The sequence below is a fragment of the Paenibacillus sp. NPDC101420 genome, assembly GCF_050277435.1.
Taxonomy (GTDB): Bacteria; Bacillota; Bacilli; order Paenibacillales; family Paenibacillaceae; genus Paenibacillus_AQ.
Window position 1 is genome coordinate 250,355 of sequence record NZ_JBNNSE010000003.1, and the last position, 25,520, is coordinate 275,874.

At 43.8% G+C, this 25,520-nt stretch carries 22 protein-coding genes; 15 read left to right on the forward strand and 7 right to left on the reverse strand.

Translation table 11 applies throughout. From position 1 onward, the window contains the following. Window positions 1-30: 30 nt before the first annotated feature. The 10 genes from ACQKMP_RS16410 (at window position 31) to ACQKMP_RS16455 (ending at window position 13,878) form a co-directional block, all read left to right on the forward strand. Complete coding sequence (locus tag ACQKMP_RS16410) at window positions 31-1,581, forward strand: hypothetical protein (RefSeq protein WP_427469967.1); 1,551 nt, start codon at window positions 31-33, stop codon at window positions 1,579-1,581. After that, the gene (locus ACQKMP_RS16415) at window positions 1,578-3,134 is read left to right on the forward strand and encodes a hypothetical protein (protein ID WP_427469969.1); all 1,557 of its coding nucleotides are present in this window, start codon (window positions 1,578-1,580) and stop codon (window positions 3,132-3,134) included. The genes ACQKMP_RS16410 and ACQKMP_RS16415 overlap by 4 nt, the downstream gene beginning before the upstream one ends. 28 nt (window positions 3,135-3,162) lie before the next feature. After that, complete coding sequence (locus ACQKMP_RS16420) at window positions 3,163-4,413, forward strand: glycosyltransferase family 2 protein (protein WP_042192761.1); 1,251 nt, start codon at window positions 3,163-3,165, stop codon at window positions 4,411-4,413. Between the two features lie 52 nt (window positions 4,414-4,465). After that, window positions 4,466-6,562 carry a cellulose biosynthesis cyclic di-GMP-binding regulatory protein BcsB gene (locus ACQKMP_RS16425; protein WP_339243937.1) on the forward strand — a complete coding sequence of 699 codons (2,097 nt, stop codon included), beginning with the start codon at window positions 4,466-4,468 and terminating at the stop codon, window positions 6,560-6,562. After that, window positions 6,552-7,406: a diguanylate cyclase domain-containing protein gene (locus tag ACQKMP_RS16430; RefSeq protein ID WP_042192759.1), complete on the forward strand. Its 855-nt coding sequence runs from the start codon at window positions 6,552-6,554 to the stop codon at window positions 7,404-7,406. The genes ACQKMP_RS16425 and ACQKMP_RS16430 overlap by 11 nt, the downstream gene beginning before the upstream one ends. 207 nt (window positions 7,407-7,613) lie before the next feature. Continuing rightward, window positions 7,614-7,862: a type B 50S ribosomal protein L31 gene (locus tag ACQKMP_RS16435; RefSeq protein WP_042131530.1), complete on the forward strand. Its 249-nt coding sequence runs from the start codon at window positions 7,614-7,616 to the stop codon at window positions 7,860-7,862. A gap of 132 nt (window positions 7,863-7,994) precedes the next feature. After that, entirely contained in the window at window positions 7,995-8,516 is a 522-nt protein-coding gene (locus ACQKMP_RS16440) for a YcxB family protein (RefSeq protein ID WP_042192757.1), read from the forward strand. A 92-nt stretch (window positions 8,517-8,608) separates the two neighbouring features. Next, window positions 8,609-10,183 carry a sensor domain-containing diguanylate cyclase gene (locus tag ACQKMP_RS16445; protein WP_042192755.1) on the forward strand — a complete coding sequence of 525 codons (1,575 nt, stop codon included), beginning with the start codon at window positions 8,609-8,611 and terminating at the stop codon, window positions 10,181-10,183. A gap of 17 nt (window positions 10,184-10,200) precedes the next feature. After that, complete coding sequence (locus tag ACQKMP_RS16450; RefSeq protein WP_427470279.1) at window positions 10,201-10,908, forward strand: DNA alkylation repair protein; 708 nt, start codon at window positions 10,201-10,203, stop codon at window positions 10,906-10,908. A gap of 252 nt (window positions 10,909-11,160) precedes the next feature. Then, complete coding sequence (locus tag ACQKMP_RS16455) at window positions 11,161-13,878, forward strand: CHASE3 domain-containing protein (protein ID WP_427469973.1); 2,718 nt, start codon at window positions 11,161-11,163, stop codon at window positions 13,876-13,878. A 108-nt stretch (window positions 13,879-13,986) separates the two neighbouring features. Here the strand turns inward: ACQKMP_RS16455 and ACQKMP_RS16460 are convergent, their stop codons facing one another. Further along, the gene (locus ACQKMP_RS16460) at window positions 13,987-15,027 is read right to left on the reverse strand and encodes a copper amine oxidase N-terminal domain-containing protein (RefSeq protein ID WP_427469975.1); all 1,041 of its coding nucleotides are present in this window, start codon (window positions 15,025-15,027) and stop codon (window positions 13,987-13,989) included. Between the two features lie 158 nt (window positions 15,028-15,185). Here ACQKMP_RS16460 and ACQKMP_RS16465 point away from each other — a divergent pair, with 158 nt between their 5' ends. Both ACQKMP_RS16465 and ACQKMP_RS16470 read left to right on the forward strand, forming a co-directional pair. Continuing rightward, entirely contained in the window at window positions 15,186-17,753 is a 2,568-nt protein-coding gene (locus ACQKMP_RS16465) for a DUF2339 domain-containing protein (protein WP_427469977.1), read from the forward strand. 33 nt (window positions 17,754-17,786) lie between these two features. Beyond that, window positions 17,787-18,500, forward strand: a complete 714-nt coding sequence (locus ACQKMP_RS16470; RefSeq protein WP_427469979.1) for an HAD family hydrolase — start codon at window positions 17,787-17,789, stop codon at window positions 18,498-18,500. Between the two features lie 86 nt (window positions 18,501-18,586). On the opposite strand, the gene gdhA is transcribed toward ACQKMP_RS16470, so the two are convergent. After that, window positions 18,587-19,972 carry an NADP-specific glutamate dehydrogenase gene (gene gdhA / locus ACQKMP_RS16475; RefSeq protein WP_042192743.1) on the reverse strand — a complete coding sequence of 462 codons (1,386 nt, stop codon included), beginning with the start codon at window positions 19,970-19,972 and terminating at the stop codon, window positions 18,587-18,589. A 239-nt stretch (window positions 19,973-20,211) separates the two neighbouring features. On the opposite strand from gdhA, the gene ACQKMP_RS16480 reads away from it, so the two are divergent. The 3 genes from ACQKMP_RS16480 to ACQKMP_RS16490 all read left to right on the forward strand — a co-directional run bounded on the left by ACQKMP_RS16480 (window position 20,212) and on the right by ACQKMP_RS16490 (window position 21,297). After that, a complete protein-coding gene (locus ACQKMP_RS16480) occupies window positions 20,212-20,490 on the forward strand; it encodes a hypothetical protein (protein WP_042192741.1) in 279 nt (92 codons plus the stop codon). Between the two features lie 257 nt (window positions 20,491-20,747). After that, window positions 20,748-20,948, forward strand: a complete 201-nt coding sequence (locus tag ACQKMP_RS16485; RefSeq protein WP_019914790.1) for a cold-shock protein — start codon at window positions 20,748-20,750, stop codon at window positions 20,946-20,948. A gap of 118 nt (window positions 20,949-21,066) precedes the next feature. Beyond that, window positions 21,067-21,297, forward strand: coding sequence for a cold-shock protein (locus ACQKMP_RS16490; protein ID WP_042131520.1), 231 nt, complete (start codon window positions 21,067-21,069; stop codon window positions 21,295-21,297). A 104-nt stretch (window positions 21,298-21,401) separates the two neighbouring features. Here the strand turns inward: ACQKMP_RS16490 and ACQKMP_RS16495 are convergent, their stop codons facing one another. The 5 genes from ACQKMP_RS16495 to ACQKMP_RS16515 form a co-directional block, all read right to left on the reverse strand. Then, window positions 21,402-21,863: a VOC family protein gene (locus tag ACQKMP_RS16495; RefSeq protein WP_339243925.1), complete on the reverse strand. Its 462-nt coding sequence runs from the start codon at window positions 21,861-21,863 to the stop codon at window positions 21,402-21,404. A gap of 44 nt (window positions 21,864-21,907) precedes the next feature. Then, window positions 21,908-22,375: a VOC family protein gene (locus tag ACQKMP_RS16500; RefSeq protein WP_339243924.1), complete on the reverse strand. Its 468-nt coding sequence runs from the start codon at window positions 22,373-22,375 to the stop codon at window positions 21,908-21,910. Then, on the reverse strand, window positions 22,372-22,935 hold the full coding sequence (locus ACQKMP_RS16505) for an NADPH-dependent FMN reductase (RefSeq protein ID WP_042192735.1): 564 nt from the start codon (window positions 22,933-22,935) through the stop codon (window positions 22,372-22,374). The genes ACQKMP_RS16500 and ACQKMP_RS16505 overlap by 4 nt, the downstream gene beginning before the upstream one ends. A gap of 151 nt (window positions 22,936-23,086) precedes the next feature. Further along, entirely contained in the window at window positions 23,087-23,779 is a 693-nt protein-coding gene (locus ACQKMP_RS16510; RefSeq protein WP_042192733.1) for a response regulator, read from the reverse strand. 16 nt (window positions 23,780-23,795) lie between these two features. Continuing rightward, window positions 23,796-25,472 (reverse strand): GAF domain-containing sensor histidine kinase, encoded by a 1,677-nt coding sequence (locus ACQKMP_RS16515; RefSeq protein ID WP_427469983.1) that lies wholly within the window; start codon window positions 25,470-25,472, stop codon window positions 23,796-23,798. Window positions 25,473-25,520: the final 48 nt, after the last annotated feature.

Consider the following 25,520-nt stretch of genomic DNA (forward strand, 5'->3'; position numbering starts at 1 on the left):
TTAAACTTATTGTATTGAAGGTGAACCTGCATGATGGACAACACGGTGAAAACACCTCTAAGGCAGGGGATAGCACTTGCTAATTTATCGGTTTCTCCGGCATTTCTTGCTGCATTTGGAGTGCTGCTTATAACCATCATTGCGCTGTTCACAGCTCCGTATGTCGGAGTGGCGGATAACGGTGACTTTTTCCGTAGCATTTATAGTAATGGACTCTATTTCAATCTGCCGGATTATGATAGTCAGTACTTTGGTTATTTTGTGAAGCAATATGGGATCTTTCAATATTTTAATGAGAATGGTGCAATGTTATTTTCCTCTCAGTCCTTATTTATCAAGCTGGCTATAGGACTTAACAAGTTGTTCTTCAGTAGTGAGGTATTCGACATCCGCTTTCAAGCGGCGATTTATACGATTCTTTATGTAATCGCAATTTACTTATTAATAGAGGCTATTACATGGAGGATGTCCCGAAAAAAGGGATTCATTATTGCAGGTATTGCTATTTTTATATTCGGAGATACCGGGTATACGGCTTATTTTAACTCCTTTTACGGCGAGAGTGTTGTGATGATCACGATGATCTTCATGTTCGCTTCATGGCTGATGTTATATCGAAAAAGATTCAATGACTACGCGATGCTGGCCTTGTTCGTAATTAGCACGCTGATCCTGACTACTTCTAAGCAGCAGAATGCGCCAGTGGGTATGATCATTGCTGTTCTGGCATGTTCACTGCTGTGGATTCGTAGAGACAAGATATTTCGGATCCTGACAATGGCGTCTCTTGCTCTGATGCTGTTTGCAGGTGTGTTCACGTATTTGAATATCTCAAATGAGTTCGTAAACATTAACCAGTTCCATGCCATGACCCGAGGGGTGCTGAAGGAATCACCTGATCCAGAAGCCGCTTTAAAAGCGTTAGGGATGGACGAGCAATTCGCCATTCTGAAGAACAGCATTCACTATGAGAAATACGTGACCATAGACGTGAATTCACCACTTCTCGAGGAGAATTTCTACAGTCGTTATGGATTTGTATCCATCCTTAAATATTATTTAACGAACCCTGACCAGCTTAATTCGATTCTTAATGTAGCTGCTCAAAGTGCATTCTCGATTAAGCCTGCGGCTATGGGAAATTTCGAGCATTCTGTTGGTAAGGAGTTTCGAGCACAGAGTCACTTTTTCACCGGATACAGCCAACTGAAACAAACGCTGGCCCCGCGAACATTCGGGTTCATCTTCCTCTGGATGGTGCTTGTCATCGGTCTCTATATGCCTTCCTTTGTAAAAGCGATTAAGTCCCGTGACTTCAGAGGTATGCAGCGAATGGTATTGATTGTCGCTTCGATTGGCATTGGGATTTCAGGTATTTTTGTATCGATTATCGGGGCAGGCGATGCCGATATTTCCAAGCATGAGTTCTTATTTACATTATCCTTTGATTTAGTCACTTTTCTGACCCTATCCAGTGTGATTGGGCGTAGAGTTTCTAAAAACAGCAATCGGGTTAAGCAGGTTAGCAAGAGCACCCCTTCTAGCCTGTATACAAAGCCTCAAAAGGATGTGAGTGTGTGAGCATCAGAGGAGTTTTAAACGGAATATTGCTACTGACGTTGACTCTAACAGCCCTTCTGATTCCCGTCACACCTGTCCAATCTGCTGCTTCGCCACAGCAGGTCCTACTACTCTACGACAGCCTCGCTAAGGGGACAACGAAGGAAGGCAACGTGACTGAACTCCAGCGACTGCTGGCGGCCTATTCCATGAAGGTCACACTTAGGAGTCTGGATCAATATGAACAAGGGATGCTGAATCATTACTCTAAAGTGATTATGGTCCGTAATGCAGCGGATATTTTGATTACTAATAAATTTTATGTAGAGGATTGGGAGCATTATCAGGGACAGTATTTGCACATCGGGTACAGTCCTCCAGCCTCGCTGACAAAGAAACTTCAGTTAACCATAGATGTCATGTATGACGCGAATCCAGATCTCAAGATCGGACAGTTCTCGGGAATTTCACTTCAGGTACAGGATATGCTCTATATAGCCGGAAGTCAGGGAACCCAGTCCCTTGGAAAGCTGATCTTCCAGGATGATAGCCTGCAAGCACCTTATGCTGTGAGTAAAGAGGATGCTGCTTATGTTCCGTATTTTGAACAAGGGAATGTCAGTGCACTGGCGATGGGGTATGTTCTGAAGGATTGGCTTCATATCAACGCAACGCCTAAAGTGTATCTTGCGATCAAAGAGATCTATCCCTTCTCTGATCTGGGACTGCTGACAGAGACTGCGGAGCGGCTGTATCAAGTGGGGATTCCTTTTCTCGCAAGTGTGCGGCCAGTGTTCAGCAATACCGATTATCCGGCAATGCAGCGTTATTTGGTAGCCATCAAAAGAGTGCAATCGAATAATGGCAGCATTCTGGTCAATGCCCCTATTGCGATGCATTCAACGAGTACTAGTAATATGGATCATTCACTTCAGGTAAAGATGAACGCGTTCATTAATCTGCTGGTGCACAACAAGATTGGGCCGCTTGGAATCGGAGCACAAATGCACTGGGCGTATGACAAGGAATACTCGGAGGCGGGGATGGGGTTTTTCGATTCTGTGATACTGTATCCGGATGAAAACGTTGATTATATGGAGCAGAGCGACACCTCCAAGTCCTTTCCATCCTCTTTATATAGTGTGCCGATTGATTTTTTGCAGGATCTGCAAACATCCAATAATGTGATGCCAGAACTGCCGATGGACACGGTAATCACTGTGGATATGCCTAAGGATAAGGAAGAACTTGAGGAAATGCTGAAGATGCTGGAACAATACTGGGTTTCTTTTGCAGATTATAAACAAGAAAGGCATGAGGTTGTTACAGACGTCAATACGATCACTTCATCAGAAGGAGTGATTTCTATTAATGGACAACCCCTGAGTCTGAATTATACGCCAGAAACAGTGAATAGCGATTATCGGTATACAGAAGAGCAGAAGAAGAGCTTTACGACGCTTTTTAATATACAGAATCAGTTCTTTATAGTTGCAATAATGATTTCTCTGTTGCTATTTGGCGGATTAATGATCATCGGATACCGATTGTATAGGAAAAAGTATTTGAAATGAGACAACTAATCGTGATTTGGAGGATCCTATGACGATTTCAGACATACTGATGGTAATTGCAGTGATCTGTATCTGGTCTCTATTACTGGTGAATGTGACCCTCATTATCGCAGGCTATTTATATTACATTAAATCTGAAAATGAGGACATACCAGAGATAGAGGGCGAATATCCTTTGGTTTCAATTATGGTTCCTGCTCACAATGAGGGGGTAGTAATCTGTAAGACGGTAGAGTCTCTGCTAGCGCTTGATTATCCGGAAGATCGATATGAGATTATTGTGATTAATGATAATTCCTCTGATAACAGTGCTGAACTGCTGGCCGGTATCCAAAACCGAAATCCGGGGCGGCAGCTGATCGTCATTAATACGGATGCGATTACGGGTGGCAAGGGGAAATCGAATGCGCTGAATATAGGCTTCACCCATTGCAAAGGGCAGTTAATTGCGATTTATGATGCAGACAACACTCCTGAAAAAACGGCTTTACGTTATCTGGTCGCTGAGATCATGAATGACTCTAGCCTAGGCGCAGTAATCGGTAAGTTTAGAACCCGTAACCGTAACGCAAGCCTACTTACCCGGTTTATTAATATTGAGACGTTGTCCTTTCAATGGATGGCGCAAGCGGGACGCTGGAAGCTGTTCAAGTTATGCACCATTCCCGGCACTAATTTTATTATGCGCAGGTCTATCGTAGAAAGTATCGGTGGCTGGGATGTTAAAGCGATAGCCGAAGATACAGAAATCAGCTTCAGAATATATATGATGGGTTATCGGATCAAGTTCCAGCCGAAATCGGTCACATGGGAGCAAGAGCCACAGACTTTAAAAGTCTGGTTCAAGCAGCGAACGCGCTGGGCTAAGGGCAACATTTATGTCATTGTCAAAAATATCCCCCTGCTGTTCGATAAATCCGCCGCAAAAGTCCGATTCGATATTCTTTATTTTCTAGCCATTTACTTCTTATTGCTGATGTCGTTAATCACCTCGGATGTGCTGCTCATCCTGCATGCTTTGGGCTATGTACATACTACCATTGCTGGGCTTAGCAATTTCCTCTGGCTGCTCGCCATCATTCTGTTCGTTGTAGGTACTTTCATAACGTTGACGACAGAGAAGGGCGAGATGAGCTTCTCCAATTTATGGATCGTAATGTTGATGTACGTCTCTTATTGTCAGCTGTGGATGGTTGTCGCCGCCTACGGACTATATCTTTATGTCAAAGACCTCATCTTCAAAAGAGAAGCAAAGTGGTATAAGACTGAACGCTATTAATAAAGAACAAAGAAGTAATGTGAGAAATATGTGATCACAGGAGAAACAGAACATGATGATGAAAAAACAAATGGTTATACTGTTAACCTGCCTCTCTCTTTTTCTAATTCAATTGAATGTTGCAGCCGCCGAGGCTCCGCCTCAGGATACTAGATTAACCTACACAACCTCTTTTACAGGAACAGATACTGCGTTAAAAGGTTCGAGTGCCCAGCAGCAATATTTTGAGGTCATGGATTATTGGAATGTGGATGAGATCAGAATTAACCTGCACTTTCAAATTTCGCAAATTACCAAGGAGCAGATTTCTAGCGTTACCTTAACACTAAATGGCAGCCCATTCTATACATTTAGACCCTCTCTAAAAGATAATGGCGAACAACAGCTGGTCCTTCAGGCACCTAAAGGGTTTCTAAAAAAAGGAACCAATACGCTTGGAATTCAGGGCTATTTGCAGTCGAACTATACAGATGAACAATCTTGTTCTGTCGATTATGATTTTGATAATTGGCTGCATCTGTTTAATACATCCAGTATTGGCGTGATGTATACGCCAAAGCCCTTGACTGGAGGGATTAGTGACTTTAGCGAGCGCTTCTCTGGCGTTGATACCTTAACGAAGAATTATAGTGTTCTGACCGTACCGGATAAAAGCACAGGGGCAGAACTGGAGTCGGCTACTTATGCGCTCTCCGGACTTGTGAAGGGGAATACATTGGACAATAGAACGATTCCAATGCTTCCCTACCGGTCAGATACGGTGAAGAATAAAGCTGCGGTTGTACTGGTAGCTATGTATGACCGAGTACCAACTGGGCTTAAGGCTCAGTTAAGCACCTCTGAAGATTTAAGTACACATGCACTGCTGCAGTTAGTGAATAAGGATACTCAGCCCACACTAGTCGTAACCTCGAAGGATGAGAACTTACTGATTAAAGCAGGCCGTTTTGTTGCGAATGAAGAGTTATTGGGTCAAATCAGCAGTGATTTAAAGGTGGTCGATGATGCTACAGAAGTATCTGCACCCCCCCTTTCGATTAGCTCCAATATTACGCTTACAGAAACGGGTGATAAACTCACTGGGGCACGTCATCAGGAGCAGACATACTTTGTTGCATTGCCCTCTAACCGCTCGATTGCAGATTCAGGCAGAATCAGATTGGATTTCCGTTATGCACAGAATTTAGATTTCGACCGTTCATTAGTGACTGTCAGCATCAACAACACACCCATTGGCAGCAAGAAGCTGACCAAAGAGCTGGCGAATGGCGATAAGCTGGATCTTCCAGTTCCCCAAAGCTTGAATATTTCGGGTAATTTCACGGTAAATGTAGCCTTTGATTTGGAGCTGAAGGGAGCCGAATGTACTTTAGATAAGCAACAAATGCCTTGGGCGTATATCAGCAAAGATTCTGTAATGCGTCTTAATACTAAGGATCGTACGGATCTTTTGTTTAATAACTATCCGTATCCGTTCATACGCGACGGACTTTACAATCAAGTAGCAGTCGTTCTACCACAAGAAATGGATGATTATTCATATTTGAGTTTAGCTAATGTATTTAATCTACTGGGAAAATACGCTAGCGGAAATATAGGCAACATTCAGTTCTACACGGATAACATTAGCGCTGATCATTTGAAGAATAATAATGTTATCGCCATAGGTACGTATAAGAATAATAAGATCATCCGTGATCATAATGATAAGCTCTATTTTCAATATAACGGGAACGGAACAGCGATTCGCTCCAATGAGAAGATGAGTATTGAAGATCATTACGGTGCTCAAATCGGTACACTGCAGCTGATTGAATCGCCATTTGAAGCGGGACGGGGGTTGCTTGCTGTTACGGGAGCCCACTCTGAAGAGTACTATTTGGCGTCGAAGTTGATCGCAACAGAGCGGGATAAATGGAAGGTGTTTGGCGATGGGGTAATCGTTGATAAGGACGGTAATGTCAATGCGCACCGTTTCAAGATCATTACTGGAGCAGCAGAGGATTCCGTGGTTAAAAAAATAGCGGAACGAACGGACGTGCTGAGTTTCATTATCGTAATTGTGCTGGTGCTGACACTGGTGATTCTATCGCTGATCCTGCTGCTTCGTAAACATATGAAGAAACGTGGTGATAAGCGTGAGACGTAATCGCAGCGGTTTAGTTTCGGATATCGCTCTCTTATCGTTCCTGGTGCTTCTTTTTATTTGTATTGTCTTCATTTCAGGGGCACCCGATGATTATATCCAGAATATTATTATTTTAAATGTGGCTTTTATTCTGGCGATTGTTACTTATTTTACAACGGTGACTGCAGGGTTGGTCTTGAACCTGGTGTTTATATTTGCTTATGGCTTCTACACGATGTATCAGACGATATCTTTGGGAGAGACAATTGGACTGAATACTTACTTCTGGCTAATTATGACCCCATTGTTAACAGTGGTACTGTGGATATTTACACTAAGCAATCGTGAGCTGCAGGCTGAGAATCAGCGTTTGGAGAATAAGACTGCCAATATGGCCATCATCGATGAGAACACAGATCTGCGTAACAGTATTTCTTTTCAGAAGGATGCCGCTTTATTTACAGGCATTTCTACTCGATATCAGATTCCACTCACACTGCTTGTAGTGAAAGTGAAATACTGGAATGAGATTAGACGTATTATTCCCGAAGATAAGCTGGCTGAGGCCATTCATGACGTGTCTCAGCTCAGTCAGGCCAGCATTCGTACCAATGATGCACTGTATCTGCTGGACAAAGATGACGCAACATGGGGCCTTCTGCTGTTCACCGACAACGATGGAGCAAAAATCGTGATCGAGCGGATTAAATTGAAGCTTCAAGAGCTTAATGACACTGAATTTGTCAAAAAGTATAAAGTTAGCCTCGGTCTCAAAATAGGTGCTGTAGAATATCAATCCAGCACTATTGAGAACCCGTTAGATTTTATTGTTCAGGCTAAAAAACAACTGGAGTATGATGTATAAGTCAGTTGAACGTAAGGGAATATAAGGAATATCGGATAGTAGTTGACTTTACATGTCGATTTCACGTATGATGGAGTGGTGGTCTAAATCGTAAGATTTACGAATTTTCCTACGTTTATTAGGTTATACTTATAGATAAACCTACAGATCATTTGGTTAATTTACCATAAAGGCTCCACTAATTTGTTCAGAAGGAGGACGATCAGAATGAGAGAAGGCATACATCCAAAGTACAACAAGGTTATTTTCATGGATGCAAGCGTAGGCTTCAAATTCTTGAGTGCATCTACAAAATCATCCAATGAAACTATGGAATGGGAAGATGGTAACACTTATCCTGTTATCCGCGTGGACGCAAGTTCCGCATCCCACCCATTTTACACTGGTAAACAAAGAGATACAGAACAAGGCGGCCGTGTTGACAAGTTCAAACAACGTCTTGCACAAAAGAAATAAGCATTCATACGGTTTAAAAAGGGACAACCCATTTAGAAGCGATCGCTTCAGGGATGTCCCTTTTTTGTGTTCAGACATGTTAGAATGAAATGGAATTGACAAATTTCGATAGTGGCAGGGGAGCGATTAGTAGTGGAAAATGAAATAAAAGTAGATACCGTCCTTAAGAGTGAGGACGTTCAGGAGTTTAACCTATGGTTCAGCTTGAATAGCCGTATTATACTTAGCTCTTTCAGTGTGGTTGCTTATTTTGTGATTTTGCTGTTAATTACTAAGGATTACAGTATTAAAAATATTTCAATCCTTGCTGTGACTGCTGTGATTCTTGCCGCTGTTTTATGGTATATGACCAAATCAAGTTTGACCAAAAAATCTAAAAAAGCCTTCGCAACAGACAGTTTAGCCCAGCAACCTCAGAGCTATTCCGTATCAGATGAGGGTATAAAGTACGTATCTGAGGCAGGTTCCGGGCAAGTGAAATGGGAAGAGATACATAAAATAGGTGAAACGATGAACCTGTTCGTGTTTTTTGTGTCTTCTAATCGAGCGCTGATTATTCCTAAACGGTACTTTCAGTCGGTACAAGATAAAGATGCATTTAAGGACTTGGCCAGAAAGTATATGTTCTCCCATCGAGTAAAGTTCAAATCGTAAGATGTACAGATGTGCTGGTATTTGTTGATTCATTTGTAGGATTGATTAGGATATAATGATAGGAGCGACTTGAAAAATAGGAGAAATATGGCATGCCGTGGATTCAAGGATATCCGTATTACTTATTAATGGGCAGTGTTCTAAGCTTTTACATGGGCATCAGCTCCTATCGACATCGAAAGTCGGCAGGGAGACGCTATTTATGGATCTTAATGCTGCTGGTCAGCCTCATATTTATTGCAACGGCGGGAGAGATCATGTCATCCTCTTTTCAGGTTAAGCTGTGGTGGAAGAATATGCAGCAGGCTCCGCTTTTTTTAAGTGCGTTATTTACTTATGCTGTCGTTAAAGAATATGTGTCTCCTTCCGCGGAACGCCTACCTGTAAAACTTGCTATTTTCTCGATTCCAATTGCTTTGGACGTACTGCTTATTTTTACGGATACCTATCATCATCTAATGCGTAGTGAAGTGGGCATGGCCACTGTTGCGGGTGTTAGTGGAATTACTGTAAAGCCTACGCTTCTTAGCATGGCTTTTATTGCTTATGATCAGCTATTTGGTCTATATGCGGTCTGCTTGCTAGCTGTTTCCTTAATGAATAGACCGAGAGCTTTTTTGCGACGTGCGTTCTTACTATTTGCCGGGCTACTGGTTCCGGTCGTTTCTGTTTTTTTACTTCCCTTGTTGAAGATCACGCTTACAGGCTTTACGGCCTTCACTTATCTACCCGCAATTATAGCGGCTTATTTGTGTTTATTCATTGACTCCAAATCTACGATCTATCCTTTAACTAAAATTAAAATCCTGGAGCATATGAAAGACGGCGTAGTTTTGACAGACCGGAATGATAGTATCATTGGTATAAATGAGGCTGCAACCTCCATTTTGTTTGAGATTACCGGGATATCGAATGAGACCTGGATGGGGAAAAATATTGATCTTTTTATGAGGCATCACAAGGACATTGGCGCTCATTATAGTCAAAGGACCGAAGGACAGTTTGAGATTGTATGTACTGGAATAAGAGAGGTTTGTTATGGGGTTTCCTTGATAGCGACTGAACATCAGGCAACAGAGAACAAGGGGATGCTAATTGTTTTTAGTGACCATAGTGAAAAGAAGCAGTATGAACGTGAATTGGTCTATCAAGCAACGGTAGATGATTTGACAGGACTTTATAATCGCAGGCACTTTATGCAAATGGTGCAAAATCAAACGATTCCGGACGGGCTAGGACTGGCGCTGTTGTTATTTGATATCGATGATTTTAAGTTAATTAATGATACCTATGGTCATTTAGCAGGAGATCAGGCATTAGTTGATTTCTCGAATAAAATACTTCAGGTGTACCAAAACAAAGGCATTGCCGGAAGAGTCGGGGGCGAGGAGTTTGCTGTATGCTTTTTTGCTGAGGATAAACGTGCAGCCTTGATGGAAGCAGAGGATTTTCGCACTACGATGAGTGATTATAAAATAATTTTGAACGAACACGATAGCATTCAGCTTACCGCTAGCATCGGAATTTCTTTTACAGAGCGCAGAGAGGTGACTTTCGAAGATTTGTATCGGGAAGCGGATGAAGCGTTATATCGTTCCAAGAATTCGGGCAAGAATAGAGTAACACTGGGTCGTGAACCCATTTTAAGAGAAGCGATGAAGGGATAAGAGGTGTTCTAATGAATCTGACAATTAATGAAGTGATGAGTAAGCTTGAGGAAATGGGGACAGAGCAAACGAAGCGTACTTTCGTACGACATGGTGCTAAGGAGCCTTTATTCGGAGTAAAGGTAGGCGATTTGAAGAAGCTGGTTAAGAATGTGAAGAAGGACCAGAGTCTAGTTCGGGCTTTGTATCAGACAGGTAATTATGATGCGATGTATTTGGCAGGACTCACGGTTGATCCTAAGAGTCTTACGAAAGAAGAGCTTCAGGGCTGGGTGTCAGAGGCTTACTGTTATGCTTTAGCGGAATATACGGTAGCGTCTGTCGCTGCAGAGAGCCCTTATGCACTAGAACTTGCAAGAGAATGGATTTCTTCATCGGATGAAATGGTAGCCACCTGTGGGTGGAGTACTTATGGGAATTACATTTCAGTTACGCCGGATGATCTGCTAGACATCGCTGAGATCAGAATGTTACTACAGCAAATACAATCTACCATTCATCAGGAACAGAATCGAGTCCGTTACACGATGAATATGTTTGTAATTATTGCTGGCAGCAGCGTAGCCCAGTTGCTTGGTGAGGCAACGGAAATTGCTGCAAGCATCGGAAAGGTCCAAGTTCATATGGGGCAAACCGCATGTAAAGTACCGTTGGCTGTAGATTATATTGCCAAGGTGGAGCAGGCAGGAAAGCTTGGTGTGAAGAAGAAGACCTGTATTTGTTAATGGAGACAGTATAACATCGCCTTCAAGTTAGTCACTCTATTTCCCCCTCATATTCTATTGAGGAGTGAGTAAACTTGGAGCTTTTTTATGGTCAAATACACAGGTGTTTCAACGGTGCTCAAAAATGTTTAAGTTACCAGCAGTAAAAATTCACATAGAAAACTTAGTGGAGCAGTGAAGAAGGAACAAAGAGCCATTATTATAAGGAATTAGGTAAGGAGTTAGGCTTAGAAGACAGGACGGAGGCACTTTGTGAAAAAACATCGATTTACTTTGCAGTATAAAATACTATCTATAACAATTTTTATCGTGATCTGTCTATTAGGATTCGTGATGGTTATGCATGATAGAATCAATGCGCTGCAGCGGGAAAGTAGCTTTATTTCCCATCAGGATCGAGAGATAACTAGTTTGGCTAATCAGATCGAGAAGAACATTCTAGATATGGAAACGGGACAACGAGGTTATATTATCACCGGCGATGATAAGTATCTGGAGCCCTATAATTTGGGGAAAACTCAATGGAAGGCGAATTATGATGAGCTCTCCGTGCTTACTGCTAATGATTCCATGCAACTTCAGCGTCTGATGGGCATTGAAAATAATATCCAGCAGTGGATCAAGCAGTCCGGGGATTATGTGATAGAGTTGAAAAAAGAGGGACAGGAAGCTGAAATCTTACGATATTTCCATTCGGATGATGGCAAAGATCAAATGGACCGAATTCGTAGCCAGATCAGTACTTACCGCGAGACGATGAATAAGAATACTAATGATTTGATAGCTGGACAGGCAGATCAGAATAAATTGCTGCTGGAGCTCCTTTATATTGTTTGGGCGATTATTGCTGTTACCTCAGTGATCGCCTCGTGGATCATTTCACATGCCATCGTTAGTACGATTCGTAAGGTTACTCATACGATTACTGGATTAGATTCCGCTGATGATACGAAGAGAAGAGTGGAGATTACCACGAATGATGAAATCAGGGATCTCAGTGTCGCTACGAATCATCTGATAGACACGCAACAAGAGCGAATATGGATTCAGGATCATGCTAATGATTTGCTGTCAAGGTATCAGGGCATCACACGAGTCTCACAACTGGGGGATATCTTTTTAGGTAAAACTGCAGAAGTTATTGATTATCCATATGGTGCCTTATATATACGGACGCAAGATCATGATCGAGACATGTTAAATAGAACTTCTACTTTTGCTGGAAACAGCGACATAACAGATCATGGGACATTCCAAATTGCAGAAGGTTTGGTTGGTCAATGTGCTAAAGAGGCACGTTTGATTCACATACAGGATCTTCCAGATGAGTATATCAACATTCAGTCCGGGCTGGGCATTTCCGCACCGAAATTCCTTATATTACTTCCAGTTTGTTTTTCGGGTGAGGTAGTTGCTGTGGTGGAAATTGCCTCCTTTTCTCCACTTACTGAGCCGCAGATTAAATTCTTGGAGTCTATTTCAAATGCATTTGGTGCTGCAATTAACAGTACCATCAGCAGTATGAGAATTGATCAACTTTTGGAGCAATCCCAACGCTTAAACGAAGAACTTCAAGTGTATACTGAAGAACTACAAACCCAGTCTGAGGAGCTGCAAATCCAGACAGAGTCGCTACATGCGACGAATAGAAAGCTGGAAGATAAGAATCTCTTAGCTGAACAAAAGTCATTTGAGGCTGAAAAAGCTCGAATAGAGCTTGCTCAATCTGCAGAATTATTGCGGCAAAGCTCGCAGTATAAATCGGAGTTCTTGGCGAATATGTCTCATGAACTCCGAACTCCGCTTAACGGCATATTGTTACTCTCCGAATTTCTCATGGAGAATCAGTCAGGGTCCTTAAGTGAGGAGGATATTGAATTCTCCCAAGCCATTCATTCTTCTGGGCAAGATCTGCTGGCGCTGATTAACGATATTTTAGATTTGTCCAAGGTTGAGGCAGGGAAGCTGAATATTGAAGTTGAAGCGATAAATCTAACGGAGATCCCGGAGGCAATGCTTCAGAGCTTCAGTCACCTGTCTCGAAAAAAAGAGATTCCTTTGCATATACAACTGGGGGAGGACTTACCTCCGCTATTTTATTCGGATGCTCAAAGGGTACGGCAAATTATTATAAATCTGCTGTCCAATGCGTTTAAGTTTACAGCTAATGGTTCAGTAACTCTTGAAATACGTTTGGCGACTACAGACGAACTACGGAGTTTGGCACATTTGGAACCAGGGTTATTTATTGCTTTCGCCATCAAAGATACTGGAATTGGGATTCCTTTTGAGAAGCAGGCTATTATTTTCGAAGCTTTTCAACAGGCGAATGGAAATACAGAACGTCAATACGGTGGAACTGGGCTTGGGTTATCCATATCCAGAGAACTGGCAACACTGCTCGGCGGTAAGATTACAGTGGAGAGTCAAGAAGGAATAGGTAGTGTCTTTACGGTGTATTTGCCAATGAAGCTTCAGGACCCTAGCCTTGAAGAAACCGCTGGGATAGCAGATCTTAATCATGAGGAAGAAAGTTCGGTTGCTCTTCCCGCAGCAACCAGTGAGAACATAAGCAGCGACTTCACCTCTTTAAATCATAAGCATGTTCTAATTGTGGATGATGATGAGCGGAATCTGTTCGCGTTATCTAACACGCTAAGGAAGCGTGGACTGCAAGTAACTACAGCTGCGGATGGAGAGAGAGGCATACATGCGCTGGAGCAATCTGCATCCATAGACTTCGTTCTTATGGATATTATGATGCCGGTAATGAACGGATTTGAAGCTATCGCTCGAATCAGAGAAATGCCGGCAGGGAATAAAATTCCAATTATAGCGCTGACCGCGAAGGCGATGAAGGAAGATAAGGCGAAAATCTTACAAGCGGGTGCAACAGATTATCTTAGTAAGCCAATTAACTTAGAACGTTTATTAGCATTGATGCAATTAATCCTAAATAGTGATTCATAAGGTGATAGATTCTAGAAAAATCAAACAGCGCGCGCCAATGGAGTACTGGCGCGCGCTGTTTAGTTTGTACGAGCTGTCGATTGGACAGCTCTAGGGTTGTTAATAATGTTATTGTTGAACGGAATCTACTACGACTTTAGCAGCTGTGCCGATTGGTGGCAGGCTCTTAGTCAGCATAGGGCTGTAGAATCCTATAACTTTTGCGCCCTTTACAAGCTCGCTGCTGTTTACAGCTTTGCCATCGGTATTAATTAGCGCGGTATCTTTGCTAATGCGAAGTACTACTTCTTGTTGTGACTGTTCGTTCAGGCCGCTGCCTTTAACGGTGATGCTGATGTTTCCTTCATCGTCTTTTTGAACTTCTTCAATGATACCTGCAGTACCCAAAAGATCATTTTGTTTCTGCTCATCTAGAACAGTGATCTTGTAAGTTGGAGTTTGCGGTGGCAGGCTCATGGTCATGATCATGGAATGCTCTGCTTTTACGGTCATACCGATATGAAGATCTTTTAGAGCAAGCTTAGTACCGTCTGCCATTTCGATAGTCGTATCTTCACCTACATTCAGTACGATGCCATCTGTGCCTACACCCTGGATCTGAACGGATTGGTATTTGCCCTCATTATTGACAGCTGTAATCACGCCAGTCTTGGTCATATGCTCTTCCTGATTAGCAGCAGTGATCACGATGGAATCTCCCTTCACTGTCATGTTGTGGTGGATGATTTCACTTACAAAGGAAGCTGGAACGTACAAAATGGAGTCAACCAATTGTGGTGCAGTTCCAAGCGTAGTATTCATTTTATTAATGCTATAGCGATCTTCTCCGGCTTTCACTGTAGTGAACACAGCACCATTGATAAGATCAACGGATTTAGTTTGTCCATTCCAAGTTAATTCAAAGCCAAGTGCTTCAGTAACCGAACGAAGTGGCACCATAGGCTCTTTGCCATTTGCAGTTTGAAAGCCTGTTTCTTTCAGAGCGGAACCGTTGATTTCAATCGCAAATGTTTTTTGGTTAGCGCTAACGGTAGTTTGAGCAGCATCATTTTTCGCAGAAGTTGTTGTTGGTGCGGCATAGGCTGCTCCTGTTGAAAGTGCTAGGGACAAAGTTAAAAGAACTGTACTTGTTTTTAAAATGTTGTTCATAGTTGTGAGCTCCTTTTTAAGTTCATTTGTTAGTGTTGTTATTATCTAGACGGGACATCCCTCAAATATGTTGCAGTTTTTTGCATAAAAAAGAGTAAGAGACCCTTCCGTTTGTAGTAAAATGGAAATATTAACAATCGCTCACATTAGGAGGCGCTATGGAGTCATTCAAAGATCGACTTAGATTCATGAAGGTCCAGCAGGACGGGCTTATTAAGGAATATGAAGCTCTGATCGCGGAATATGAAAGTCACGATCTGGTCAACGAGAATGAACACTTAAAGAAGCAATATGAGAAACATAAGCTTGCTTTAGTGGAGTTAAAGACTCAGGTAGGGAAGCTTCAAGAAGAGAATACAGAGCTAAAAGTTACGCTAACGGAACAAATTTTAGATGAGAAGCTTGGCATTCTTAGTCTATCGAGACAGAAGCTGCAGACTTATTTTGCCTCTAAAAGCCTTGCCCATACGGACCGGCTGACGGCTTTTGAGATGGACACAAAGCGTCATATTCAGCAGCTGTACCAAACAGCCGCGAGGCAGCTCGGTGAGGATAAAGCGGAGTTATCCAGTCGACTTGGAGCGTTGTCGGCGGAGTTAAATGAGCGTGTACTAGCGCAGCGACAAAAACTGAGGGAATCCGAAATTGCTCTGAACTCCAGAATGGATAACGGATTACATGATTTTGCCTCAGAAGAGATCAGTGAAGAAGTATTGGAGCGTCGAAGAAAACAAAATCAGATCGAAATGAAAATTGGACTAGGCTGGATTAACAAGCTTGGGATCTTGTTGCTGATCTTGGCCGTGGGAGCGGCATTCAGATACTCCTATTCCAATTGGTTCACCGGTTATATGAAGGGAGGCGCCTTTTTCCTACTGGGTTTACTGATGTTAGGGGGCGGGGAGTGGCTATACCGGAAAGGAAAAGGGACGTTCGCTTTAGGGCTACTTGGCGGCGGGATTTCAGTGCTGTACGGCTCTATTTTCTATAGCTATTTTTTACTGGATATTATCAGTATTTATGTAGGGCTGTCCTTATCCGTGCTCGTCACTTTGACTGCGGTGCTCCTGTCTTTAAGGTATGAATCACGAAGTATTTGTGCTTTGGGCTTAATCGGAGGGTACCTGCCACTATATTCTTATCTTGGGGCTTTCGGGCTTTCAGGCAACGCAGTTTATGTGGCAATGGGCTACTTATTTCTTCTGAATTTATTCATTCTACTAATCTCCTTCCGCAAACGCTGGAACGTGGTCAATTACATCAGCTACTTATTTAATACACCCTCCATGCTGATATTAATAGCGTTATCGGATAGCAACGGAATGAATATGATTTATGCGGTGCTGACTTTTGCGATGTATTTGGGTATTACGTTATGGTACCCGTTCAAGTATCGCTCCAAGTTGTCTTGGTGGGATTTCTCTCTACTGGGATGCAACACGTTTATTAGCTGTCTTACCTTGTATCTTCTATTTCTGGATGCAGGGCTCAAGGATTACAATGGTGCGCTGGCGCTGCTCTTCTGTCTGCTGTATCTAGGGCTTGGACGAGGGCTTGAAAAACTGATGCCACAAGAAAAAGAAAGCATGCTGCTGTTCTACGCTACTTCGCTGACCTTTGGTATTCTGATGATTCCGTTCCAATTCGGAGCGGCTTGGTGGTCCATTGGCTGGTTGGTTGAAGGCGTTGTGCTTACCTTGTTTGGTAATCTGAATCGGTTTAAAGGGATGGAAAGGGCAGGCTGGGGGATTTTAACGCTTTGCCTTGCGGTGTTCTTCGGATTAAATGTACCAATGCAGCTCAGTATAGCCAATGAATGGTTGAATTCCGCAGACTTCTATTTTCCGCTAAAATATGTCTTCATTACTGCAGGCATGCTGATCATTGCCGTATGGTACGCTGTTCAGCATAATCGAAAGGATGTCCTACAGCGCAGTGAGCCTTACGAAATCACCTTAGCCCTGTGGTTTAAATACGCGGCATTATTGAATTTCTGGATCTATGGTTTGTATGAATCGAGAAGACTGTATCGTCTGGCTGTACCGGAGGATTTCTCGCATAGAACCTTCTATAATTTGCTGCTGTCCGCTCTGTTAACTATTATTCTGGCCTATGTATTGCCAAAGGTGAAGGTGCTTTATGACACGATTGTTAAGTATTTTGTGAGACTTCTCTTTGGGATCGGCTACGCTATTTGTTTGGTGATTACAGTAGGCTTGCCAAGCCTGCAGAATGAGCTTGCACGTAATACCGGGGCTGATTATATCGCACTGGGTGTGCTTATTATCTTCAATATTTTCGTGTGGTTTAGTGGACGTGATCTGCTGATCACCTTGCTTAAACGTGAGTATAAAAGTATGGAAATCTATCCTGTCTTCATGGGAGTGTATCTACTCGGAATCGTCACCGCTTTTCTAGGGGTACAGCTGCAATTAAGCGATGCGGGATTAATATTTAGTCTTGTGTATCTGTTGATAGCAGTTCTGTTCATCATGTACGGCTTCCGCAAAAGATATGTGTATATCCGGCGCTTCGGCCTTGGATTAACGCTTCTGGCGACAGGTAAGCTGCTGCTATACGATTTGGGACTACTGAATACCGGAAGTAAAATTATCGCTTATGCCAGCTTTGGGATTTGCCTGCTCGGGATCTCCTATCTCTATCAAAAGGTGTCAAACAAAATGGAGGAGGGGCAGGCTGCGACGGAGAATGTGACTAAGGGGTAACTTACAATGTGAATCATGGGAAGGAAGACGGGGATGTATCAGACTTATATTTTCGATCTGTACGGTACACTGATTGATATTGAGACAGATGAGGAGCAATCTGAGGTATGGGAAAGGTTAGCTCTCCATTTCGGATATCAGGGACTCTCTATATCAGGTAGTGAACTGCAAGAACGGTTTTTGCGGGAGCGGGATCTTCAACTTGGTGAAGCCGCACGGAGCTGCGAGTATCCGGATTTCGTAATGGAGGAAGTGTTTCGGTCTGTGGCCCGTCAATTAGGTGGAGAACCGGATCAAGCGTGGTTATATGAAACCGTGAGGTGGCTACGGACGTTATCGATGGTCCATATCTCTCTATATGAGGGTGTGACTGAAATTCTACAAACGTTAAGAGAACGTGGCAGAAAAGTATTCTTGCTCTCCAACGGGCAGAAGACATTTATTGAGGCAGAGTTAACTATGCTCGGAATCATACATCTATTTGATGGCATTGCGATCTCTTCGGAAGCAGGGGTGAGCAAGCCTGATCCGCTATTTTATCGCTATTTAGTTGAAAGGTATGGAGCGGATTTGAGCTCAGCCATTATGATTGGAAATGATCCTCGTACGGATATTGAGGGGGCTCTGAAGGCAGGGATTGATTCCTGTTACATTCACACGGCTTCTTCACCGTCCGATATGGTTGTGAAGAGTACGTATTCTATATGGGATGGTGGTTTGCGGCAAATCCCAGGTTGGAACTCATAGTTGAATTAAAAAGTCCCCGTCCCCGGCTTCTTACTCACCGGTTACGGGGACTTCGTATGATCACAACGCCGTTTGTTTATGCTTGATTAGATTACGCCTTCAGCCAACATAGCATCGGCTACTTTCTTGAATCCAGCGATGTTCGCTCCTGCAACGAGGTTGCCGGACTGTCCATACTGCTCGGATGCATCTACAGACTGTTGATAGATGGAAACCATGATCTCATGCAGCTTCGTATCAACTTCTTCAAAGCTCCAGGACATACGCATGCTGTTTTGGGCCATTTCAAGCGCAGATACAGCTACGCCGCCAGCATTAGCAGCTTTGGCAGGCGCGAATAGCACGCCAGCTTGTTGGAACTGGTGAATAGCTTCAAGGGTGGATGGCATGTTGGCGCCTTCGCCTACTGCTTTAACACCATTCTCAATCAGTTTCAAAGCCATAGCTTCATCAATCTCATTCTGAGTAGCACTCGGAAGGGCGATATCACAAGGAATAGTCCAAATTTGCGTGGAATCTTCGGTATACACAGCGTTAGGGTGTTCATTCACATATTCACTAATCCGTTTTCTTTCGACTTCTTTCAGGCGGCGGACAGTTTCGAGGTTAATGCCGTTTTCGTCATAGATATATCCAGCGGAGTCACTACAAGCTACGACTGTTGCACCTAGCTGTACAGCTTTTTCAATCGCATAGATCGCTACGTTACCAGAACCGGAAACAACAACGCGACTTCCTTCAAAGGAAAGGCCTTTTGCTTTCAGCATCTCGTTTACGAAATAAACTGTACCGTAACCAGTAGCTTCTGTCCGAGCCTGACTTCCACCGTAACCAATACCTTTACCAGTCAATACGCCAGCCGGATATCCTCCGCGGATCCGCTTGTATTGTCCGTACATGTAACCAATCTCACGACCACCTACACCGATATCTCCTGCAGGAACGTCTTGGTCAGGACCGATGTAATTTTGCAATTCAGTCATGAAGCTTTGTGCAAAACGCATGATTTCGCCTTCGGATTTTCCTTTAGGATCAAAGTCGGATCCGCCTTTACCTCCGCCGATGTGTTGGCCGGTAAGAGCGTTTTTGAAGATTTGCTCGAAGCCGAGGAATTTGATAATACTAGCATTAACGGAAGGGTGAAAGCGAAGTCCACCTTTGTAAGGTCCAATGGCACTGCTGAACTGTACACGATATCCACGGTTAACTCTGACCTTGCCTTGATCATCTGTCCAAGGAACACGGAACATAATCAAACGTTCTGGCTCAACCAATCTTTCCAGAATGGCATTTTCCTGATACTTAGGTTCAGCAGCCAGGATTGGAAGCAAAGATTCAAGGATTTCCTTTACAGCCTGATGGAATTCGGGCTCGAAAGGATTACGCGCAACAACCTGTGCGTATACGTCTTCGATATAACGATGTGCCTTGTTGCTGTTTGTGTCTAATTGCTGGGAAGATACAGAGCTCATGAATTCAACCGCCTTTTCTAGTATTCAATTTGGTCCAACACTTTTTTTATATTTTGGCACAAGTCAATGTTCCTCACAACTGTTTTTATTAAATAACTTACCTGAAGTGGAATGTTGCAGAGCCTGTGATAGCAAGAAAAGTGTGAACAAACCGCGGTATACTTCGCGTAATGACGCGTTAAAGCGTGAAATATGCTACAATGGAGATGTAATAATTGTAGGGAGATGAAATTTGAAAAATGAGTGACAAATTAAACGAGCAGGAATTAGTAACCGTATTATCTGCCAAAACCAAAGTAGATCCTAAATTAATTCGTTTAGTATTGAAGCATGAACAGACCTTTATCAATAACGCCAAGGCCAATGCCAAAGGCGAGGTAGACATCGACAATGATGATCTGGTTGATTATGTTGTTGGCCAGCGTGATGTGAAGCTGGATGAAATCACAGTGGAGACGATTCTTGATGCGGAGATGGATTACTTAATGGATAAAGGGCTGGCAGGATACATCGATTAACCCGTGCACATTTCCGGCTCTAAAGCCTTTAATATAGAGGATATTGAGCCGGAATGAAAAAAGTAGGCATTTACATTGCATTCAATGATTTAGTGTGGTACAATGAAGTTAATCATAAATTTAACCCTTAATTCACATATTGTAAAAGGTTATCATTTGTGCGTATGAGTCCTTTTCCAATGTGTGAATTTTTATTTGTTCGTACACTACGTAGGAATAAAAGGACATGTGTTAAATAAAATATTGGAGGTAATATCATGCAAACAGGTACAGTTAAATGGTTTAATGCAGACAAAGGATTTGGTTTTATCGAGGTTGAAGGTGGAAGCGACGTATTCGTACACTTCTCCGCAATCACAGGCGACGGATTTAAATCTTTGGACGAAGGCCAACGCGTTGAGTTCAACGTAACTCAAGGCGCTCGTGGACCACAAGCCGAAAACGTTGTAAAACTGTAATTCGAAAATTAGGCTGCCCTTAACACAAGTTGAGGGCAGCTTTTTTATTTTTCATCTTATGAATCTGCCCCTAATAGGGTGGCGAAATCGTCTCGATTCGATCCAAGGAGGGGTACTTATGTATTTTCGTAAAAAAGCACTGGAGGATCTTCCGCAGGAAGACACAGCCATTTGGTCTTGTACCAAGGAAGGTTGCACCGGTTGGATGCGCGATAACTTTGCATTTCAGTACGTACCTACCTGCTGGCAATGTAACTCTCCCATGACGAGAAGTATGAAGATACTGCCAATGCTTGTGAACACGAATTCAGATATGAAGGCTATGAAGAAAGGCATCACGATTAAGTAACAGCCTTTACTAAAACCATGCAAGAGATGGTTAAATAGAAGCAGCTAACATACTCAAACAGCTGGACCCTTGATGGTGGGCAGCTGTTTTTTGTTTGAGTATTTTTATTTATGGTCGAGCAATTTCTCCCACTCGGTTAAGATGATATTCTCTGAGAGATGCTTCAAATGTTCAGGAACCTCTACATGGCACATCAATTCCAGGCTGTTGCCGTCCGGGTCGTTGAAGTACACAGAAGCATTCCCTTGATAAGCTCGAATAAAAGGCTCAACGGAAGTTCGATTACGGAACGGAACAGCCTCTACCCCAATGGATTCCAGCCATTGCAGTGATTGCTTCAGATCCTCATAAGTTACGCGGAAGGCAATATGCCGTAAAGATGGGTGGTATGGCGTTGCTACTTCCTTTCCTTCCCAAATGCCGATCCAACTCCGACCTTCCTCCATCCAGAAGAATGCAGTTTCCTCATCCCGCCAGGCCATTTTTAATCCCAATTTCTCATAAAATTCGATAGATACCTCAAGATTACTTACTGGTAAATGTGCTTCGTATAGTCCTTTTATCATATTCTCGTCTCCTCGTGCAGGCTTAGCCTGAATTTTATCAATAACTACCAATTTCTTTCATGTATTAGTTCCCATTCTTTCCAGGGTACCATTCCTAGCTCAGGTCTGGGTGAATCAGGCAGTATAGATAGGAACTCTAAGGAATGACCATCTGGATCACTGAAATACACGGATACGGCTGGCATCCAGCCAAATACATACAATTGTCCCTTATCATCATCGAGGAAGTTGGAGGCTTCAATCCCCTTGGCCTTCAGGTAGGATACTGACTGCTTCAAATCCTCAAGCGTTACTTGAAAAGCAAAGTGCTGACGCACAACCTCGGAAGGTGCCTTCTCCCAAATCCCCAGCATGGCCTGATTACGATCTTCTCCAATCCAGTAAAATCGCCGCTTGCGACCTTCAGTATTCTCCGAATGTGCTAAGGGTAGTCCCAGAACATGTTCATAGAAATGAGCAGATTGTTCAAGGTTAGTCACGTTCAGATGGGTTTCAAACAGTCCTTTGATCATAGGGCGGCACCTGTCGGGCTATTGATTTTGCGAGCTAAATTTAGGAATGATTCTAAGACTAGGCGAATGCGATCTTCAATTTCTTGACCGCCCTCGTACCCGTCGTATTCAACCTCGAACCGCTTGCGCTGCATCCCGCCGATGGAGATCCAGTCTGGCGTATTAATCCCATGTAGATTGCGTACAACCGCCTGCAATTGAAGCAATGAGCTTACACCTACAGCTCCACCTGCAGAGCTAGCGCACAATACCACTTTGCCGTTGAAGTGCGTCTGGCCTAGATGGTCGAGAGCATTTTTCATCACGCCGCTCATGGAACCGTGGTATTCCGGGGTAATCAGGATGATTGCGTTCGCAGTTAGCATCTCTTGATGGAGGGCGCTTAGATGCTCATGCTCCGCGTAAGACTCATCTGGTGAATAAAAGGGCAGTGGGCGTTTATGGAGATTAAACAGGGTGACTTGTTCGCCTTGCTGATTAATAAAATGTGCGGCATGCTCTGCCAACTTCGTGCTGGTCGCTTCTTTTCGATTGCTGCCTGTCAGGATCATGACTTTCATCTGTATCCACTCCTATAAGGTTGATTGCTATAGACCAATGATAGCTGAATCGACATTTGTTGACGTCAGCACATGGAATGAACCTGCATAATAAAAACGCTCAGCCATTGTGCTGAGCGTCTAAGACTATAGTTGTAGATGGGCTGTGGCGCTATGAGTTGTAGCCGCTTTTCAATGCAAAAATGGCAGCTTGAGTCCGATCTGATAAGTTCAGCTTTCCCAGTACATGACTGACATGTGTCTTAACAGTCTTCTCGGTGATGACCAGCTTACTGGCAATCTCTTTGTTGCTCATACCTAGTGCAATGAGGTCTAACACTTCCTGCTCTCGTGGAGTAAGAAGCTCAGATCCGGTGATTGTAACCGATGTAGTACTGGATCCATTCAGATCTGAGTTGCTAACATTCAGTTGTTCTGGTGTAGAAGCTGCCATTAGATTCATCAGTTGACTGGCAGCTGCGGAATGCAGCTCAACTTGACCACTGTGTACCTTGCGGATGGCGACTACCAGCGCTTCTGGTTCTATGTCTTTTAGCAAATACCCTTTGATCCCTACGCGGATAGCAGGGAGTACATGGTCCTGATCTGAAAAGGAGGTCAACACAATGATTTTGACCTGTGGATGGGAGACCCGCAGTTGTTTAGCCGTCTCGATGCCGTCCATAACGGGCATGTGCAAATCCATTAATATGATATCCGGCTGGAGCTCAGCCGTTCTCTCTAGTGCCTCGCGGCCGTTCGACGCTTCTCCGATAACCTTGATGTCCGGTTGTGTCGAGAGAAACACTTGTAGCCCTCGACGAACCATTGCATGATCGTCAACCAGTAATAAACCTATTGTCATTTGTGATCACCCGACTTCATGTGGATTGGAGGGGCAAAGGGATGGTTACCTCAACCGTTGTGCCTTGGTGCTCCTCACTGTGGATCTGAATATGGCCGTAGAGCGCCTCGGCTCTTTCCTTCATAATATGCAGGCCGAGGGATTCATTGGTGTCTGTGTTACAGCGCCGTTTAGCACCACCCTTGCCCTGATCGGCAATGCTCAGTATCACCTCGGTAGCGTTCAAAAATAGAGATACTTCAGCTTTAGAAGCACCGGAGTGCTTTCGTACATTATTAAGTGCTTCTTGACCAATGCGCAGCAGTCCTTCTTCCACATTGCGGGGAAGTTCGAGTACACCGCTGCGTTGAGTCTGTATCAACAGCCCTAGTTGCTGACCATGAGTCTGCAGCGCGGTCAATAACCCGGCTTCCAGTCCTGCAGGACGAAGCTGCATAATTAAAGCACGCATTTCTTTGAGTGCAGATTGAGAGAGCTCTTGAATATCGCGGACAGCCTCAGCTGCCGGATGGGAGGTATGCTCTTGCTGCAGCATGCTTTCTACACCTTTAGCCGTCATCGAGAGGGAGAACAGAATCTGGTTCACCGAGTCGTGGAGGTCACGGGCCAGTCGATTCCGCTCGTCCAGACGCGCGATTTCGCGGCGCTTCTCTCCGAGCTGTACACTTTCCAGTGTAGCTGAAATGTGCTCGGCAATCGCTTCGAGTACTTCTCCATCTGCGGTTGCGGAGGCGAGTGCTTTAGGCGAGGTGATGAGTAGAATGGCTGAACCATGTGCAGTAATCTGCCGAAAGGGGACGGCAAGCATTACAACTCGCTCTGTAACAGGCTGTTCGGAACAGCATGAGTTCGTAATTTCCTGTTCTTCGTCAGAGGTTAATGTTGCGAAGCGCTGTCCTTTCGCAATATCCCTTAGACGATTCTTAAAGGAATCCGAGAGCTCAAAAGGAGCTAATTCAGGTGTTATATTAGCTGCGTGAGCGGCTGCATGTACTTCGAATTTGCCCGCGTGTTGTCCAATGATCGCTGCAAAAGGCCAATCGAAATATTGACCAATCAGGGCGGTGGTTTTCTCCACCAGAATGCTTGGGGAGATGCATTCACTAGCCGTTATATTCAAAGCAGCGCTGAACTCCCCTAATTTGGCGTACAGATTGGCACGGCGCTGCTCGGTGCTATATAACTGCATGCGTTCAATGGCACTGCCAATTTGCAGGGCCACGGATTGTAGCAGAGCCAGCTCACTGTCGGGGTAATGTGCTTTGCCTGGTGCAGCTACATTCATAAGCCCTAAATAGCGTTCGCCTGAATGCAATGGGATAGTGGCGTGGTGGGTGATCCCCAACGTATCGCCCCAGTTATATTGCCTGGCATTACTCAGCCGCTTGCAGTTTAGAATGTTAACGGCATGCTCTAGCCGTCCGTCCCATAGGCGGTCTAAGCACCAGCAGCTTCCACACTGCATCGGCTGTTTATTGTTCCGTTGCAGCGCTGGCGGTAAACCTTGATCTGCGGCGAATTCATACTCCATATTCTCTTCGCTCAGGAAGATCCAGCCTGCCGTATTTCCTGTTAGATCTAACAGCTTACCCATAACTGTATCGAGCATCGGTTTGAGCTCATTGGAACTGTTTAAGGTCTCCGCAATCGTCTTGAGCGTCAATAACTCGTGGATTCCGGTTTCTTCCGGCATGAGGTTCTCCCCTTTAGATTAATTACGTTCTATCTATTGTAACGTAGA

What these genes read in the sequence shown, in the direction of transcription:
- ACQKMP_RS16425 (WP_339243937.1), top strand. Translation starts at nt 4,466, where the DNA reads ATGATGATGAAAAAACAAATGGTTATACTGTTAACCTGCCTCTCTCTT.
- ACQKMP_RS16510 (WP_042192733.1), bottom strand. Translation starts at nt 23,779, where the DNA reads ATGACAATAGGTTTATTACTGGTTGACGATCATGCAATGGTTCGTCGA.
- ACQKMP_RS16465 (WP_427469977.1), top strand. Translation starts at nt 15,186, where the DNA reads ATGGAGTCATTCAAAGATCGACTTAGATTCATGAAGGTCCAGCAGGAC.
- ACQKMP_RS16460 (WP_427469975.1), bottom strand. Translation starts at nt 15,027, where the DNA reads ATGAACAACATTTTAAAAACAAGTACAGTTCTTTTAACTTTGTCCCTA.
- ACQKMP_RS16485 (WP_019914790.1), top strand. Translation starts at nt 20,748, where the DNA reads ATGCAAACAGGTACAGTTAAATGGTTTAATGCAGACAAAGGATTTGGT.
- ACQKMP_RS16445 (WP_042192755.1), top strand. Translation starts at nt 8,609, where the DNA reads ATGCCGTGGATTCAAGGATATCCGTATTACTTATTAATGGGCAGTGTT.
- ACQKMP_RS16505 (WP_042192735.1), bottom strand. Translation starts at nt 22,935, where the DNA reads ATGAAAGTCATGATCCTGACAGGCAGCAATCGAAAAGAAGCGACCAGC.
- ACQKMP_RS16480 (WP_042192741.1), top strand. Translation starts at nt 20,212, where the DNA reads ATGAGTGACAAATTAAACGAGCAGGAATTAGTAACCGTATTATCTGCC.
- gdhA (WP_042192743.1), bottom strand. Translation starts at nt 19,972, where the DNA reads ATGAGCTCTGTATCTTCCCAGCAATTAGACACAAACAGCAACAAGGCA.
- ACQKMP_RS16435 (WP_042131530.1), top strand. Translation starts at nt 7,614, where the DNA reads ATGAGAGAAGGCATACATCCAAAGTACAACAAGGTTATTTTCATGGAT.
- ACQKMP_RS16410 (WP_427469967.1), top strand. Translation starts at nt 31, where the DNA reads ATGATGGACAACACGGTGAAAACACCTCTAAGGCAGGGGATAGCACTT.
- ACQKMP_RS16420 (WP_042192761.1), top strand. Translation starts at nt 3,163, where the DNA reads ATGACGATTTCAGACATACTGATGGTAATTGCAGTGATCTGTATCTGG.
- ACQKMP_RS16490 (WP_042131520.1), top strand. Translation starts at nt 21,067, where the DNA reads ATGTATTTTCGTAAAAAAGCACTGGAGGATCTTCCGCAGGAAGACACA.
- ACQKMP_RS16500 (WP_339243924.1), bottom strand. Translation starts at nt 22,375, where the DNA reads ATGATCAAAGGACTGTTTGAAACCCATCTGAACGTGACTAACCTTGAA.
- ACQKMP_RS16470 (WP_427469979.1), top strand. Translation starts at nt 17,787, where the DNA reads ATGTATCAGACTTATATTTTCGATCTGTACGGTACACTGATTGATATT.
- ACQKMP_RS16495 (WP_339243925.1), bottom strand. Translation starts at nt 21,863, where the DNA reads ATGATAAAAGGACTATACGAAGCACATTTACCAGTAAGTAATCTTGAG.
- ACQKMP_RS16515 (WP_427469983.1), bottom strand. Translation starts at nt 25,472, where the DNA reads ATGCCGGAAGAAACCGGAATCCACGAGTTATTGACGCTCAAGACGATT.